Raw genomic sequence first — 15267 nt, 5'->3', positions numbered from 1 at the left:
GGCCGGTTCGCCTTACTTCTTTTTCGGACGGAAAGCCGTCACGTATTCGGCGTGCGTCTCGATATACGGGCCGCCCATCAGCTCGATACAGTACGGCACCGAGGCAAACACGCCGTGCACCAGCACCGCACCATCGTCAGCGCGCACGCCTTCCAGCGTCTCGCGGATCGACTTGGGTCGACCGGGCAGGTTCAGCATCAGGCAGGTGCCGCGTGTCACGCCCACCTGGCGTGACAGGATCGCCGTCGGCACGTAGTGCAGGCTGACCTGGCGCATCTGTTCGCCAAAACCGGGCATGACGCGATCGGCCACGGCCAGCGTGGCTTCCGGCGTCACGTCACGCGGCGACGGGCCGGTGCCACCGGTGGTCAGCACCAGGCAGCAGCCGCGCGTATCGGCCAGCTCTTTCAGCGTGGCTTCGATCACCGGCTGTTCGTCGGGAATCAGGCGTTCCTCGAACTGCACCGGATTGCGCAGCGCCGCCTGCAGCCACTCGCGCAGCGCCGGCAGGCCCTCGTCCTGGTAGACGCCGCTGCTGGCGCGGTCACTCACCGAGACCAGGCCGATGGTGATTTCAGGCAGGGTCGATTCGGTCATCACAGCACTCCTTTGCCGGGCAGCGGGTAGACCGTGAGCGTATCGCCCACGGCTACCGGGGTATCGGGCAGCATTTCGATCAGCACATTGGCGGCCACGCAGGCCGACAGCATGACCGAGCTCTGGCCCTGCAGCGCACGCACGCTCCACTGGCCGTCCGGCCCCACGCTGGCCACGCCACGCAGGAACTCACGGCGCGGTTCACGCTTGCTGCGCTCAAAGCTGGCCGTGGCACGGAAGCTGAGCGGATCGGTCTGGGCCAGGCCTTGCATGCGGCGCAGCGCCGGTGCCACTAGCATGAAGAAGGTGACGAAAGTCGCCACCGGGTTGCCCGGCAGCATGAAGATCTGGGCGCGGCCGGATTGGCCCCAGGCAAACGGCTTGCCGGGCTTGATGGCCAGCTTCCAGAACTCGATCTTGCCGATGCGCAACAGCGCATTGCGCACATGGTCCTCTTCGCCGACGGAAACGCCACCGCTGGTCAGGATCACATCGGATTGTTGCGCTGCCGCTTCCAGCCGCTCGCTGGTGACCTGGGCGTCATCGGGCAGCGCACCGCCATCGACCAACTCGACCTGCATGCCCGCCAGCCAGGCCAGCATCTGGAAGCGATTGGCATCGTAAATCTGGCCCGGGCCAAGCGGCTGGCCCGGCTCACGCAGCTCATCACCGCTGGAGAAGACGGTAACGCGCAGCGGACGCAGCACTGGCAGGCTGGCATGGCCCTGGCTGGCAGCCAGGCCGATGGCAGCTGCATCCAGCCTGGTGCCGGCGGCCAGCAGCTGGCTGCCAGCGGCGTATTCTTCGGCACGGTAGCGGATATGCTGGCCGGCACGCGCGACGCGCTGCAGCGTAATCCCGCCCTCGCCGGCCTCGACCTCTTCCTGCGGCACCACGGCGCTGGTGCCAGCCGGCACCGGTGCACCGGTAAAGATACGGACCGCCTGGCCTGGCTGCAGCTGCACGCCTTCGGCGCTGTCGCCGGCGGCAATACGGCCGACCAGGCTGAACTGCAGTCGGTCGGCCTGCGGATCGGCGATGGCGTAGCCATCCATGGCGCTGTTGTCGAATTGCGGCGTGTCGTAGCTGGCGGCAACATCGGCGGCCAGCACCCGGCCCACGGCCTGCGTCAGCGGCAGCACCTGGCTGTCGGTCACGGCGGGCAGGGAGGCCAGCAGCTGCCGGCGTGCATCGTAGTAATCAAGAAGCATGGTGTCTCGGAATCAGGGTTGTTCAAGCCGGGCCAGTGTCTGCGGATCATTGGCATTGGCAAAATCGGTGGCCGTCGCAAACGGCACGGCGGCAGCGCGGCGGCCTGCGATCCAGCCACGCAGGCTGCGGCCGCCCTGCATCAGGTAGTCCGGCACGCTGGCCACGACGGACCATTGTGCCAGCAGACAGGCGGGCTGTACTCCCTCCGTGGTAGAGGGGTAGACCAGTTCGAGCGAGGGATCCTGCTGCAGCGCCTGCAGCAGCTGCGCTACCAGATCTGACGGCAGATGCGGCGTGTCGCACGGCACCAGTTGCAGGCAATCGGGCGCTGGGTCAGCCACATCTTCCCCAGCCAGCGTGGCCAGCGCCGCCAGCGGTCCCATGCCCTGCCAGCGTTCGGCATCGCGCATGACCGGTGTTCCCAGCGCCTGGTATTCCGGCAGATGGCGGTTGGCGCTGATCAGCACCTGCTGCACTTGTGGCTGCAGCCGCTCCAGCACATGCTGCGCCAAGGGCCTGCCCTTGAACAGCACTTGACCCTTGTCCCGTCCGCCCATGCGTCGTCCTTCCCCGCCGGCCAGCAGCAGGCCGAGCACCTGCGTCATGCCTGCCAGCGCTCGCGCGCCGCGTCATCGCTGGATTTGGCGGCAACCCAGCTGTGGCTACCGTCAGCAAATTCCTCGCGCTTCCAGAACGGCGCCTCGGTCTTGAGAAAGTCCATCAGGTATTCGCAGGCCGCAAATGCGGCACGGCGATGTGCCGATGCCACCAGTACCAGCACGATGCCCTCGCCGGGCGTGAGCCGGCCCACGCGGTGGATCACGCGGCAGGCCGATACCGGCCAGCGTTCAGCGGCCTGCTGCGCAATGCGCTCGATCTCGCCTTCGGTCATGCCAGGGTAGTGTTCCAGATGCAGCGCCGCCAGCGGATGTTCCTGATCGTGCGCTCGTACCATGCCCTGAAACGCCACCAGCGCGCCGGCATCACCGGCTTCTGCCAGCAGCAGGCGTTCTTCCTGTTGCAGGTCGAATGCGGCTTCCTGCACCGTCACCTTCAGCCACATGCTCAGCCTCCCGTGACCGGCGGCAGGATGCCGACTTCGGCACCATCCGGGATCGGCATGTCTTCGTAAGCCATCTGGCGGTTCACCGCCACGCGGAACACCTGGCCCGGCGCGAGCGCCTCGGCCCACTGGGCATCACGGCTGCGCAGTTGCGCCAGCAGCTGTTCGGTGCTGCCGCCCTGCCATTCGAGCTGCTCCTGGTCACAGCCCAGCTTGTCACGCAGCATGCCAAAGTAAAGAATTCGAATCATGGTTGGGGTCACTTCTGTTGCTGTCGCTGCAGCCACTGCTGCAGGAAATCGGCCACGCCTGGCACATCGTCCAGGTCCAGCCAGGCGATGCCCGGCGGCGCGCCCTCCGGTCCGGGGGCGGCGTCACTGGCTACGGCAATGATATGACAGTCCGTCGGGTAGCGCGGCAATGCGCCTACCGCTGGCCGGTAAATCTCGATCTTGGGAATCGCCAGCTGTTTCTGCCCTTCCACCAGCACCAGATCGACTGGCGCCAGCCGCTGCAGTTGCTGTTGCAGCGTCGGCATCTCGGCGGTCTCGGCAAACAGGCCCCAGCGATACGGTGATACCACCATCACCTCCTGCGCACCGGCACGGCGGTGGCGGTCGCTGTCCTTGCCCGGCACATCCAGCACGATGTCATGGTGGCTGTGCTTGATCACCGAGACCGAGACGCCACGCGCCCGCAACACCGGCAGCAACTGCTCCAGCAGCGTGGTCTTGCCGCTGCCAGACCAGCCCACCATGCCCAGCACCGGTGGCAGGCCCGGCACAGCCGCTACACTTGTCGGATTCTCTTCAGCCATATTCCTTGTTTTCCCCATGAGTGAACTGACCCATTTTGACAGCACCGGCCAGGCCCATATGGTCGATGTCGGCAGCAAGGCCGAAACCCGCCGCATTGCCACCGCCACCGGCCATATCACCATGCAGCCGGACACCTTCGCCATGCTGATGAGTGGCAGCGCGAAGAAAGGCGATGTGCTGGGCGTGGCACGCCTGGCCGCGATCCAGGGCACCAAGCAGACGGCGCAGCTGATCCCACTGTGCCACCCGCTGGCGCTGACCCATGTGGGCGTGGAGTTTGAGCCCGAAGCCGCACTGCAGCGCATGCACCTGCGCGTGACGACCGAAACCGTGGGCCGTACCGGCGTGGAAATGGAGGCCCTGAGCGGCACCATGGCCGGCCTGCTGACCATCTACGACATGCTCAAGGCGGTCGACCGCGGCATGGAAATTGGCGGCGTGCGCCTGCTCGAGAAGATCGGCGGCAAGAGCGGACACTGGCAGGCACCGGCCTGATCCTGCTGTCTGGCCGCGCGCTGCCTTGGGCTTACCAGTAGCGTACGCGGCCGGTATCGATATGCACGAAGTTGTCGCGCGGGTAGTAGCCAACGCCGCCAGCCTGCAATGACTTGGCGGCATCGCGCAGTTCCGCCAGCGGCACGCCGGTCATGCGGATATCCACCGCCTTGCCCTGCGTGTGCAGGCTCTGTTTGGCGACGCCACCACCGCGCGTCGTGCGCAGGCGCTCGTTGGTAGCCGGGCTGCGGTAGCCGGAGATGATCTCGAACGGGGCATTCGTTGCCAGCAGGCCGCGCACCTGGTGCATGATGTCGTACAGGCGCGGATCCATGTCACCGGGAATGCCGGTGTAGTGGTCACGCAGGAAATAGTTCAGGCGGCTGATCGATTGCGGCAGGAAATCTTCCCCTACCGCATAGACCAGCGACAGGCGCTCGTTGGTGTGCAGATGGTCCAGTGACAGCCGGCGCTGACCGTAACCGAATGCCGCCATCGCAGGCGCTGCCTGCATCACCAGCCCGCCTGCCGCTACGGCGCGCAGGCCCTGTCCCAGAAAACCACGGCGAGAAGATCGCATACCCTGTTGCTCCAACTGCAAAACCTGTGTTTTGGCTGCAGATGGCTACAGATAGACACAGGTTTGATACTACTTAACCTGTCATTGTAGGCAGCAGGGTTATTCGGCGCCAGCGGTTTTTTGTAACGCCAACGCCTACTTGGAGCTGACAGTTGCAGGACTGCGTTTGGCCAGCTGCTGTGCCAGCAGCTTGTCGTGGCCGTACAGGTCGGCAAAATAATGCGGCTTGCCATCAAGCACCACCGTGGTGCTATAAGTCAGCACCACCGGCAGTGGTTCCTTCAGGCGCGCAATCGTCGGCTTGGTACCGCCCATGGCCTTGGTGATGCGGTCCTTGGTCCAGGACGGATCATCCTGCAGCACGAATTGCGCCAGCTGCACCGGCTCTTCCACGCGCACGCAGCCATGGCTCAGGTCGCGCTTGTCGCGGTTGAACAGGCCAGTCGATGGCGTGTGGTGCAGATAGATGTTCATGTTGTTCGGGAACATGAACTTGACATCCCCCAGTGCGTTGCGCGGACCCGGCTTCTGTCGGATGCGGGCGCTACCGTTGAGCACCGCATTCAGGTTGGCTGCCGACGGGCTGCTGCTGACCGAATTGCCCTGCACGATCTCGAAACCCTGGCGGGCCATGTAGCCGGGATCGCGCTTGATGCGCGGAATGGTTTCGCTGCGCGCGATCGAGATCGGCACGTTCCAGTACGGGCTGAACTCGACGTAGGTCATGTCCTCGTCGAACATCGGCGTGCGCGTATCCAGCGTCTTGCCAACAATCACGCGCATGGTGACCTTGGGAATCACCTTGCCCTGGTCGATTTCATAGCCATACAGGCGGAATTGCGGCACGTTGACCACGATCATGCGCTTGCCCTGCGCCAGCGGCGTCCAGCGTGCGCGTTCCATCGCCAGTGCCACCTGCTGCGCGCGGGCATCCGGCGTGATATTGAGCGCATCAACGGTCTTTCGATCCAGCAGGCCATTGGCAGTCAGGCTGTGGCGGGTCTGGAAGGCCTTCAGGCCCTCGCGCAGGGCCGGTGTCAAGGTCGTGGGTGTACCGGCAGGCACGGCCGCCATATCACCCAGGGCAGCCAGGCGCTGCGCCACGATCGGCAGGCCAGCCCATGCCTGGTTGGCGGCAATCCGGCCCGATTTGGGCAGCGCCGGCAGCTTGCTTTCCCAGGCCGCATGGCCGGACAGCGCCTGCAGCTGGTGCAGCGCCTTGCGCAAGCTGGCGTACGCCGGGAACGACGGCGTGGCCGCCTTCCAGGCCTGGTTCAGGTCACCGCTGTCGAGCGCCTGTGCCAGCACCAGTTTCGGATCAAAGGCGGTGCGGTGGCTGTCGTTGTAGTTTTCCTTGAGCACGCGCGGATCGACGCGGCCATTGTGCAAGTCCTTCAGGTAGCGCTCGACCGACTGATTCAGCTTCTGGTCCAGACCGCTGGCCTGTTCCGGCGTCAGGTTCTGGCCCTGGGCCTGTTGCAGCGCCTGTGCCAATGCCGTGACGCCGTAATCGGCCGGATTCAGGCCTTCGCCAGCCGATTTTTGCAGGGTGGCCAAGGCCTGTTGCGCTTGCGGGCGCAGCGTGCCCTGCTCGCTCACCCAGCTGGCGGCCTGCGCCAACGGACTGAGCACCAGCAGGCTGCAGCCGGCTAGCACCGACAGGCAGGACCGGGACAAGGTGATAGCGGGCATCTGCATACACGACTCCATACGTATCAGGGATCACGGTGACACCCAGGAAAGTGCCACGAAATGGCTATCAATGTAGCACGCGCGTTCAGCGCGTCGGTGTAGGATTCGGGCTTACCCGAAGCCATCTCCACAAAAATCGGTCGCAAACAGGTACATGATCACGCATTGCCCTGGCGACTCCCCCTGCCCCGTTCATGCTGATCGACATCATCATGCAAGCCGGCCGCGCCGGTATCGAATTCTCGCTGTTCGTGATGCTGCCCATCATGATCGTCATGCTGTTCCTGATGCGGCTGATGGAAGCGCATGGCTGGCTGGACTGGATCGTGCAGAAACTCACGCCAGTGCTGCGACCCTTTGGCCTGGGCGGGCTTGGCATTTTTGCCGCCTTGCAAGTCAGCCTGGTCAGCTTTGCCGCACCGGTGGCCACGCTCAGCATCATGGACCAGCGCGGGATCTCGCAACGACAGATTGCCGCCACGCTGGCCATGGTGTTTGCCATGGCACAGGCCAATGCCTCGTTCCCGATGATGGCGATGGGCCTGGAGATTGGCGTGACGCTGCTGCTGTCTGTCATCGGCGGCCTGGTGGCAGCCGCCGTGACCTGGCACCTGATCGGGCGCAAGCTGCCCGATGAAGAAGCACCCACTCCCGACGGCCTGAACCACGCCACCGTCAGCGGCGGCAAGGGCCTGCTGGACGTGATCAACGCCGCCGGCTCCGAAGCCTTCAAGATTGCGCTGGGGGCGATTCCGATTATGGTGCTGGCGCTGGTGGTGGTCGGCTTGTTGCAGCGCAGCGGCAGCATTGACTGGCTCACCGGGGTGCTGACGCCGCTGCTGACCCTGCTGCATATCGATCCGGTACTGGTACTACCCACGCTGACCAAGTACCTGGCCGGCGGCAGCGCCATGCTGGCCGTCATGTCCGAACTGCACCGCGCTGGCCAGGTCGATGCCGCCCTGATCAACCTGTCCGCCGGCTGGCTGCTGACGCCACTGGACCTGGCCGGCATTGCCGTGCTGATCTCCTCCGGCCGGCGTATTGCTGCGGTCTGGAAGTATGCGGCGCTAGGGTCCCTGGTGGGGATGGTGGTTCGGGTGGTCGGGCATGCGGTGCTGCTGTAGGCCTCCGCAGCATTGACAGTCTCATGCCGTGCGACTGCACCTGGTTACCGTAGGTCTTGTTTTCATCACCAGGAGCGCCGACATGACTGACACGACACACACCATCATGCCGCTGAAGCAACTCAAGCAGCGGATCGAAGCCCTGTGTATGCAACGCCTGGGTGGGAATTTCAAGCAGTCCCTGGTACTCGATGGCGGTTTGCAGGTGACCTTTCGCTTCAGCTGGTCCCACGGTATGGGATGGACGTACGCCATCTCCCGGCGTTACAAGGATCAGTTCGGTTCTGTGCCGGAATGGCTGAACCTGCTGAATCCGATCCATCGCATCCGGCTGTGTCTCGACGCCATGCAGGAAGGACAAAAACTACCGGACACCTTGCCGGCGGGTACCATCCCGTTTATCTATTACGTGTGCATGCTGGGTGATTGAAGACCAGAAGCCAACAGACAACCCGGAACAAAACGACATGTCAATCCATGACCATCTTTCCCTGCGCCAGTTGCGTGATTTGAGCGGGCACAGCGCCACATGGTGTGCCGAGCATGTCGGCAAAGTGACACTGCGCTCCTGGAACTACTGGGAAGCCGGAACAAAACAAGGGCAACCGGTATCGGCTCCCGACGATGTGATGGCTGCCATGCGCGAGCTTGCTGAAGCCGTGCAATCCGTGCTGGAGAAAACCGTCAATCGCCACTTGGCAGAATAAGGGTTTTCATCTGAAGGTGCTGTGCCGCCACAAAAAGAAAAGCACTTAGGGCTTTCACCGCTAAGTGCTTGAAGTTGCTGTGGTTTTCTTTGGAGGCGCGATCCGGAGTCGAACCGGACTAGACGGATTTGCAATCCGTTGCATAACCGCTTTGCTATCGCGCCAAAGTGGTTCCATTGTAGCCAGCGTGCTGACTGATGAAAAAGGGAAGCAGAAGCTTCCCTTGTTCTGGAATATGGAGCGGGAAACGAGGCTCGAACTCGCGACCTCAACCTTGGCAAGGTTGCGCTCTACCAACTGAGCTATTCCCGCGCTGAAGCATTTATTGTAGCGCGTTTTTTGTGTTTTTGGCAAGGCGCAGAAATTTTTTCATCTATTCGTCGTCAGGCTGTGTTCGAGGATTTCAGGAAGCCTCCGGCCCCACCCAACTCCCCGGCCACTCCCCCCGCTCCACCATGCCACGCAGCACCTCGACTAGCAGCTCCTGCACCGCCTTGGCTGCCGCCGTGGCTGGCCGCACCGAACTGGTAGCACACACCACGCGGCGCAGCATCGACAGGTCTTGCAGCTCGGTGGCGTATAGCTGACCCGACTGCAGTTCCTGGGCGACCGCGCTCATCGGCAGAATGGTGCCGCCGATACCGGCCATGACGGCCTTCTTGACACTGCCGAGCGATTCGATTTCTGCCACGACCTGCAGTTGCACGCCCAGCGGCTGGCAGGCGGCATCGATGATGCGGCGCAAGCCGTGGCCCTGCCCTGGCAATACCAGAGGCCAGTCCGGTAGCGCTTCCAGGGCAATGCGCTTGCGTCGCGGCCGCTGTTGCGCCGTGGTCAGCAGGACGAGTCGGTCGTCGAGCAAGGGCAGCTTGTGCAGTTCCGGCTCCTTGTCTTCGCCAAACAGGATGCTCAGGTCCAGCCGACCGGTCTGCAGCCTCTCGCCCAGATGCCCGCTATAGGCTTCGATCAGCTTGAGCCGGATCTCCGGATAGCGTGCGCGGCAGGCCGTGAGCAAGGGGACTGCCGCCACCAACGCGACCGTGGTGGGCAAGCCGATCGCCACCTCGCCGTGCGGCGTGGCACCAAAGTCACGCATCGCCTGGCGCGCCCGCTGTACGCTGGTCAGGATGCCATCCACATGCTCGCGGAACAGCATGCCAGCTTCGGTCAGCAGCATGCCGCGGCTGGTGCGCACAAACAGCTGGATGCCGAGCTCGTCTTCCAGCGCGGCGATCTGCTGGCTGAGCGCCGGCTGGGCGATATGCAGGCGGCTTGACGCCTGCAGCACGCTACCGGCTTCACAGACACCGATGAAATACCTGAGCTGGCGCAAATCCATTGCTATATCTTTTTCTGATAACGGATAGGTTGATAAAGTATTTCACGTATGTCGGGCAAAGGTCAAGAATCGCGTTGCTGTCATCGAACAGCCATATGACAAACAAGGACCAAGGCCAGGAGACAAACATGAACACCAGCACCCTGACGGGGCAGATCGCCTTACCCGTCACCCCCTCAGATTCCGCACCCGATTCCGAATCGAAGCACCCGCCCAAGGCGGCCCTCAAGTCCATTCTCGTGGCCTGTTCGGGCAACGTGGTGGAATGGTTCGATTTTTTTGCCTACGCATTTACCGCACTCTACTTCGCGCCCGCCTTCTTCCCCTCGGGCGATCCCACCACGCAGCTGCTGAACACGGCCGGCATCTTTGCCGCCGGCTTCTTCATGCGCCCGGTCGGTGGCTGGCTGATTGGCCGCATCGCCGACCGCAAGGGCCGCCGCCAGTCCATGGTCCTGTCCGTCATGCTGATGTGCCTGGGTTCGCTGATGATCGCGGTAATTCCGACCTATGCCCAGATCGGCATCTGGGCTCCGGTGCTGCTGCTGGTGGCCCGTTTGCTGCAAGGCCTGTCGGTTGGCGGTGAATACGGCACCAGCGCCACCTACCTCAGCGAAGTGGCTACTGCCCGCACGCGGGGTTTCTACGGCTCCTTCCATTACGCCACCATCATTGCCGGACAGCTGCTCGCCGTGATGGTGGTCGCCATCCTGCAGTATGTGCTCAGCGCCGACGAGTTGCGCGCTTGGGGCTGGCGGATTCCGTTCTATATCGGGGCTGCTGTGGCCGTGATAGCGCTGGTGCTGCGCCGCGGCATGCATGAAAGCTCCAACAGACAACACCGGGACCACGCGCATGCCGGCACGCTGCGCGGCATGTTCCAGCATCCGCGCGAAGTCCTGCTGGTGATGGGCTTTACGGCCGGAGGATCGCTGCTGTTTTACACGCTGAACTCCTACATGCAGAAGTACATGGTGAACACCGCCCACATGGATCCGAAGCTGTCCAGCAACATCATGACGGCCGCCCTTTTCATTTTCATGATCCTGCAGCCGCTGTTCGGCATCCTGTCCGACAAGATCGGCCGCCGCAAGCAGATGCTGGCCTTCAGCACCTTCTTCATCGTCTTCACGGTACCGGTGCTGCAATTGCTGGGTCACACCACAGACCCCTGGATCGCCCTGGCACTGATGGTGTTCATGCTGCTGGGCATGAGCCTATATACCTCCATCAGCGGCCTGCTCAAGGCCGAGCTGTTCCCGATCGGTGTGCGCGCCATGGGTGTCGGCCTGCCGTACGCAGTGGCCAACGCCATGTTCGGCGGCACCGCGGAATACATCGCCCTGTGGCTGAAAACACAGAACATGGCCGGGATCTACTTCTGGTATGTGGCGGCCATGGCAGTGATGCTGCTGGTCTGCTCGCTGCAATTGCCGCACGCCAGCCAGAACACCCATCTGGACCGCGACCACCATTAAGACCTGAGCGATCACCGGAGACAGCTTCATGCACGCCCCTACTTCCCTTCCCGACTGGTTCACGCCGCTGCAGGCCTGGCAGGATCGCAGCGAAACCGCCAGCGACAACCTGAGCCTGCAGACGCTGCGCGCGCTGGCCGTGACGCTGGACCACGATGCCGCTGCGCTGCAGGCTGGCAGCCAGGCGATGCCGCTGGCACACTGGCTGGCGTTCCAGCCGCTCTACCAGACCTCGGCTGCCGGCGTCGATGGCCACGCCCGGCGTGGCGGCTTGCTGCCACCGGTGCCGCTACCGCGTCGCATGTGGGCCAGTAGCGCGCTGCAGTGGCAGCCCGGCAATCCGCTGCGCGCCGGCGATGCCATCGAGCGCCACTCGCGCATCGCTTCCGTGCAGCACAAGCAAGGCGGCAGCGGCGAGCTGGTATTCGTGACCGTGCAGCACGATATCCACAACGCCCAGGGACTGGCGCTGACGGACAAGCAGCACATCGTCTACCGCGCAGCCGCGACCCCCGGCGCTGCAGCCCCGGCCCCGGTCGCCGCCGAACAGGACGCAGACTGGCAGCGCGAGATCGATCCGAGCCCGCTGCTGCTGTTCCGCTACTCGGCGCTGACCTTCAACGGCCACCGTATCCACTACGACCGCAGCTATGCGCAGCAGGAAGAAGGCTATCCCGGCCTGGTGGTGCATGGCCCGCTGATCGCCACCCTGCTGATGGATCTGTTGCTGCGCCAGCTGCCCGATGCCGAGGTGCGCAGCTTCAGCTTCCGCGCCGTGCGCCCGACTTTTGATGGCCAGCCCTTCCGCGTCTGTGGCCGCCTGCAGCCTGACGGCAAGACCGTGCAGCTGTGGGCGCAAGACCACGAAGGCTGGCTCACCATGCAGGCCCAGGCCGAACTGGCCTGAACACCCTCATATTCCGATACCGATTCTCCAGGAGACAGACATGACGACTACCACCGACCAATACCAGGACATCCGCGATGCCGTGCGCAGCCTGTGCGCCACCTTCCCCGACGAATACCATCGCCAAATTGACGAACAGCGCGCCTACCCCGAGGAGTTCGTGCAGGCACTGACCGAAGCCGGCTGGATGTCGGCGCTGATTCCCGAGCAGTATGGCGGCGCCGGGCTGAGCATGGCCGAAGCCTCGGTCATCATGGAAGAGATCAACCGCTCCGGCGGCAACTCCGGCGCCTGCCACGGCCAGATGTACGTGATGAACGCGATCGTGCGCAGCGGCACCGAAGCGCAGAAGCAGCTCTACCTGCCGCGCATCGCCAGCGGTGAACTGCGCGTGCAGTCCATGGCCGTGACCGAGCCGACCACCGGCAGCGACACCACCAAGCTCAAGACCACCGCCGTGAAAAAGGATGGCCGCTGGGTCATCAATGGCCAGAAAGTGTGGATCTCGCGCATCCAGCACAGCGACCTGATGATCCTGCTGGCACGCACCACGCCGCTGGCCGAGGTGCAGAAAAAGACCGATGGCCTGTCCTGCTTCCTGGTGGACCTGAAGCAGGCGATCGGCAACGGCCTGACAGTGCAGCCGATCCTGAACATGGTCAACCACGAAACCAACGAGCTGTTCTTCGACAGCCTGGAGATCCCGGAGGAGAACCTGCTGGGTGAGCTGGGCAAGGGCTTCCGCACGATTCTGGACGGCCTGAACGCCGAGCGCACGCTGATCGCCGCCGAGTGCATCGGTGACGGCTACTGGTTCATCGACCGCGCCGCGCGCTACGCCAAGGAGCGCGTCGTGTTCGGCCGCCCGATCGGCCAGAACCAGGGCGTGCAGTTTCCGATTGCCGATGCCTTCATCGAACTCGAAGCCGCCAACCTGATGCGCTGGAAGGCCTGCGAGAAAATCGACGCCATGCAGAACGCCGGCGCCGAAGCGAACATGGCGAAGTACCTGGCCGCCAAGGCAAGCTGGGAAGCGGCCAACGTCTGCCTGCAGACGCACGGCGGTTTCGGGTTTGCCTGCGAATACGACGTGGAGCGCAAGTTCCGCGAGACGCGCCTGTACCAGGTCGCGCCGATTTCCACCAACATGATCTACGGCTACGTGGCAGAGCACATCCTGGGTCTGCCCAAGTCCTACTGAGCGGAGGCCAGCATGCAACGACCTCTTGATGGCATTACCGTGGTTTCGCTGGAGCACGCGATTGCCGCTCCGTTCTGCTCGCGCCAGCTGGCCGACCTGGGCGCACGCGTGATCAAGGTGGAGCGCCCCGGCAGTGGCGACTTTGCCCGCGGCTACGACGAACGCGTGCGCGGCCTGTCCTCGCATTTTGTCTGGACCAACCGTTCCAAGGAAAGCATGACGCTGGACCTGAAGCAGCCCGAGGCACTTGATGCGCTGAAACAATTGCTGGGCAAGGCCGATGTGCTGATCCAGAACCTGGCACCGGGTGCCGCCGCCCGCATGGGACTCGATTACGCCACGCTGTCAGCCGAGCACCCGGAGCTGATCGTCTGCGATATTTCCGGCTACGGCGAAGACGGCCCCTACCGCGACAAGAAAGCCTACGACCTGCTGATCCAGAGCGAGGCCGGCCTGCTGTCGATCACCGGCACGCCGGACGACCCGTCCAAGGCCGGCAACTCGATCGCCGACATTGCCGCCGGCATGTATGCCTACACCAACATCCTGGCCGCGCTGCTGCTGCGCCAGCAGACCGGCCAGGGCAGCCATATCGATGTCTCCATGCTCGAATCGCTGACCGAATGGATGGGCTACCCGCTGTACTACGCCTTCGAAGGCGCCCAGCCGCCGCAGCGCACCGCCGCCGCACACGCCAGCATCTACCCCTACGGCCCGTTTGCCGCCGGCGATGGCGGCACCGTGATGCTCGGCCTGCAGAACGAACGCGAATGGAAAATCTTCTGCGACATCGTGCTGCAGGATCCGGCGCTGGCCACGGATCCGCGCTTTGACGCCAACTTCCGCCGTGTGCAGAACCGCGATGCCTTGCGCGCGCTGATCCTGGAGACCTTTGCCAGCCTGAGCACGGCCGAGGTGATGCAGCGGCTGGAACAGGGCAAGATCGCCAATGCGCGCATGCACACCATGTCCGAACTCTGGCAGCACCCACAGCTGCAAGCGCGTGAACGCTGGCAACCGGTCGCCACGGCCAAGGGCGAGGTACCCGCCCTGCCGCCGCCGGGCCGCAACAGCCACTACGATTACCGCATGGATCCGGTACCGGCTCTGGGCCAGCACACCGAAGCGATCCTGCACGAACTGGGACGTGACGCCGAAGCGATTGCCGACATGCGCCAGGCCGGAGCGATCTGAGCATGGCCGCCTCTCCCCTGAGCACGGCCCGCAGCTGGCTGTTCGTGCCCGGCAGCCGGCCGGAGCGCATCGGCAAGGCGCTGGCTGCTGGCGCCGATGCCGTCATCATCGACCTGGAAGATGCGGTCGCGCTGCCGGACAAGGCCAGCGCGCGTGACGCCATCCGGCAGGCCTGGCCACAGATCGAGCCCGCCATGCGCGCCCGCGTGCTGGTGCGCACCAACGCCAGCAGCACGCCATTCCACGCCGACGACCTGGCACTGCTGGCACACCTTGACGGCCTGGGTGCGCTGATGCTGCCCAAGACCGAATCGACGGCGCAGCTGGCCCAGGTGCGGCAGCAGCTGCCAGCCGTGCCCATCGTGGCGCTAGTCGAGACTGCCGAAGGCATCGCCATGGCCGATGCGATTGCCCGCTCGGCCGGCGTGCTGCGCCTGGCACTCGCCCATATCGACCTGCTGGCGGACCTGGGCATGCCAGCTGCATCGGGCGGCATGGAACTGCTGCCGGCACGCTGGGCGCTGTTGCTGGCATCGCGCCGTGCCGGCCTGCCGGCCCCGGTCGATGGCGTCACCACCGCCACCGCCGATCCGGCCCTGTGCCTGCAGGACGCCTAGGCCGCGCGCCGGCTCGGCTTTGGCGGCAAGCTCTGCATCCACCCGTCTCAAATCGCCAGCGTGCACCAGGCACTTAGCCCAACGGCTGAGGAAATCGACTGGGCGCAACGCGTGCTGGCGGCGGAACAGGCGGCAGGCAGCGGTGCCTTTACCGTGGACGGCAAGATGATAGACCCGCCCGTGATCGCGCTGGCCGGACAGATCCTGGCACGCGCCAGCCAGAACCACTGACGGCTTGAC

Annotated in this window: 19 protein-coding genes and 2 tRNA genes; 10 read left to right on the top strand and 11 right to left on the bottom strand. The window is 64.2% G+C overall.

The window, feature by feature from the left end; translation table 11 throughout:
• Positions 1-12 precede the first annotated feature (12 nt).
• From mog to mobB, 6 genes are read right to left on the bottom strand one after another with little or no spacing between them, the layout of a single operon-like run.
• A complete protein-coding gene (gene mog / locus ACI3EV_RS06670) occupies positions 13-597 on the bottom strand; it encodes a molybdopterin adenylyltransferase (protein WP_329771673.1) in 585 nt (194 codons plus the stop codon).
• Positions 597-1808, bottom strand: a complete 1212-nt coding sequence (glp, locus tag ACI3EV_RS06665) for a gephyrin-like molybdotransferase Glp (protein WP_337691164.1) — start codon at positions 1806-1808, stop codon at positions 597-599. The genes mog and glp overlap by 1 nt, the downstream gene beginning before the upstream one ends.
• A gap of 12 nt (positions 1809-1820) precedes the next feature.
• Positions 1821-2414: a molybdenum cofactor guanylyltransferase MobA gene (mobA, locus tag ACI3EV_RS06660; RefSeq protein WP_337691162.1), complete on the bottom strand. Its 594-nt coding sequence runs from the start codon at positions 2412-2414 to the stop codon at positions 1821-1823.
• A complete protein-coding gene (locus ACI3EV_RS06655; RefSeq protein WP_329771678.1) occupies positions 2411-2872 on the bottom strand; it encodes a molybdenum cofactor biosynthesis protein MoaE in 462 nt (153 codons plus the stop codon). Before ACI3EV_RS06655 ends, mobA begins: the two co-directional genes overlap by 4 nt.
• A 2-nt stretch (positions 2873-2874) precedes the next feature.
• On the bottom strand, positions 2875-3123 hold the full coding sequence (locus ACI3EV_RS06650) for a MoaD/ThiS family protein (protein WP_329771680.1): 249 nt from the start codon (positions 3121-3123) through the stop codon (positions 2875-2877).
• An 8-nt stretch (positions 3124-3131) separates the two neighbouring features.
• A complete protein-coding gene (gene mobB, locus ACI3EV_RS06645) occupies positions 3132-3689 on the bottom strand; it encodes a molybdopterin-guanine dinucleotide biosynthesis protein B (protein WP_329771681.1) in 558 nt (185 codons plus the stop codon).
• Between the two features lie 16 nt (positions 3690-3705).
• On the opposite strand from mobB, the gene moaC reads away from it, so the two are divergent.
• Positions 3706-4185: a cyclic pyranopterin monophosphate synthase MoaC gene (gene moaC / locus ACI3EV_RS06640; protein WP_329771683.1), complete on the top strand. Its 480-nt coding sequence runs from the start codon at positions 3706-3708 to the stop codon at positions 4183-4185.
• A 31-nt stretch (positions 4186-4216) separates the two neighbouring features.
• Here the strand turns inward: moaC and ACI3EV_RS06635 are convergent, their stop codons facing one another.
• Positions 4217-4765 carry a DUF882 domain-containing protein gene (locus tag ACI3EV_RS06635; protein ID WP_329771684.1) on the bottom strand — a complete coding sequence of 183 codons (549 nt, stop codon included), beginning with the start codon at positions 4763-4765 and terminating at the stop codon, positions 4217-4219.
• A gap of 135 nt (positions 4766-4900) precedes the next feature.
• Positions 4901-6463, bottom strand: coding sequence for a L,D-transpeptidase family protein (locus ACI3EV_RS06630; RefSeq protein ID WP_337691158.1), 1563 nt, complete (start codon positions 6461-6463; stop codon positions 4901-4903).
• 188 nt (positions 6464-6651) lie between these two features.
• On the opposite strand from ACI3EV_RS06630, the gene ACI3EV_RS06625 reads away from it, so the two are divergent.
• The 3 genes from ACI3EV_RS06625 to ACI3EV_RS06615 all read left to right on the top strand — a co-directional run bounded on the left by ACI3EV_RS06625 (position 6652) and on the right by ACI3EV_RS06615 (position 8291).
• A complete protein-coding gene (locus tag ACI3EV_RS06625) occupies positions 6652-7584 on the top strand; it encodes a nucleoside recognition domain-containing protein (protein ID WP_337691156.1) in 933 nt (310 codons plus the stop codon).
• Between the two features lie 82 nt (positions 7585-7666).
• Complete coding sequence (locus tag ACI3EV_RS06620) at positions 7667-8014, top strand: hypothetical protein (RefSeq protein ID WP_337691154.1); 348 nt, start codon at positions 7667-7669, stop codon at positions 8012-8014.
• On the top strand, positions 8007-8291 hold the full coding sequence (locus ACI3EV_RS06615; RefSeq protein ID WP_337691152.1) for a hypothetical protein: 285 nt from the start codon (positions 8007-8009) through the stop codon (positions 8289-8291). The genes ACI3EV_RS06620 and ACI3EV_RS06615 overlap by 8 nt, the downstream gene beginning before the upstream one ends.
• 90 nt (positions 8292-8381) lie before the next feature.
• Here ACI3EV_RS06615 and ACI3EV_RS06610 read toward each other — a convergent pair.
• The 3 genes from ACI3EV_RS06610 to ACI3EV_RS06600 all read right to left on the bottom strand — a co-directional run bounded on the left by ACI3EV_RS06610 (position 8382) and on the right by ACI3EV_RS06600 (position 9630).
• A tRNA-Cys gene (locus ACI3EV_RS06610) sits at positions 8382-8455 on the bottom strand.
• Between the two features lie 72 nt (positions 8456-8527).
• Positions 8528-8603 (bottom strand) — tRNA-Gly (locus tag ACI3EV_RS06605).
• A gap of 91 nt (positions 8604-8694) precedes the next feature.
• Positions 8695-9630: a LysR substrate-binding domain-containing protein gene (locus tag ACI3EV_RS06600; RefSeq protein ID WP_337691151.1), complete on the bottom strand. Its 936-nt coding sequence runs from the start codon at positions 9628-9630 to the stop codon at positions 8695-8697.
• Positions 9631-9758: 128 nt separating this feature from the next.
• On the opposite strand from ACI3EV_RS06600, the gene ACI3EV_RS06595 reads away from it, so the two are divergent.
• Genes ACI3EV_RS06595 through ACI3EV_RS06570 form a run of 6 tightly spaced genes read left to right on the top strand, consistent with a single transcriptional unit; the run spans position 9759 to position 15258 of the window.
• The gene (locus tag ACI3EV_RS06595; RefSeq protein WP_337691149.1) at positions 9759-11108 is read left to right on the top strand and encodes an MFS family transporter; all 1350 of its coding nucleotides are present in this window, start codon (positions 9759-9761) and stop codon (positions 11106-11108) included.
• A 28-nt stretch (positions 11109-11136) separates the two neighbouring features.
• The gene (locus tag ACI3EV_RS06590; protein ID WP_337691147.1) at positions 11137-12015 is read left to right on the top strand and encodes a MaoC family dehydratase N-terminal domain-containing protein; all 879 of its coding nucleotides are present in this window, start codon (positions 11137-11139) and stop codon (positions 12013-12015) included.
• A 40-nt stretch (positions 12016-12055) separates the two neighbouring features.
• A complete protein-coding gene (locus tag ACI3EV_RS06585; RefSeq protein ID WP_337691145.1) occupies positions 12056-13216 on the top strand; it encodes an acyl-CoA dehydrogenase family protein in 1161 nt (386 codons plus the stop codon).
• Positions 13217-13228: 12 nt separating this feature from the next.
• Positions 13229-14410 carry a CaiB/BaiF CoA-transferase family protein gene (locus ACI3EV_RS06580; RefSeq protein ID WP_337691142.1) on the top strand — a complete coding sequence of 394 codons (1182 nt, stop codon included), beginning with the start codon at positions 13229-13231 and terminating at the stop codon, positions 14408-14410.
• 2 nt (positions 14411-14412) lie between these two features.
• Positions 14413-15027 (top strand): aldolase/citrate lyase family protein, encoded by a 615-nt coding sequence (locus ACI3EV_RS06575; RefSeq protein ID WP_337691141.1) that lies wholly within the window; start codon positions 14413-14415, stop codon positions 15025-15027.
• Positions 15028-15087: 60 nt separating this feature from the next.
• Complete coding sequence (locus ACI3EV_RS06570; protein ID WP_405197975.1) at positions 15088-15258, top strand: hypothetical protein; 171 nt, start codon at positions 15088-15090, stop codon at positions 15256-15258.
• Positions 15259-15267 lie beyond the last annotated feature (9 nt).

The sequence above is a fragment of the Allobrachymonas wangyanguii genome (assembly GCF_045055315.1).
Classification (GTDB): Bacteria; Pseudomonadota; Gammaproteobacteria; order Burkholderiales; family Burkholderiaceae_C; genus Brachymonas; species Brachymonas wangyanguii.
Note: the sequence above shows the minus strand (reverse complement) of the source record. Positions and strands in the feature narration are given on the sequence as shown.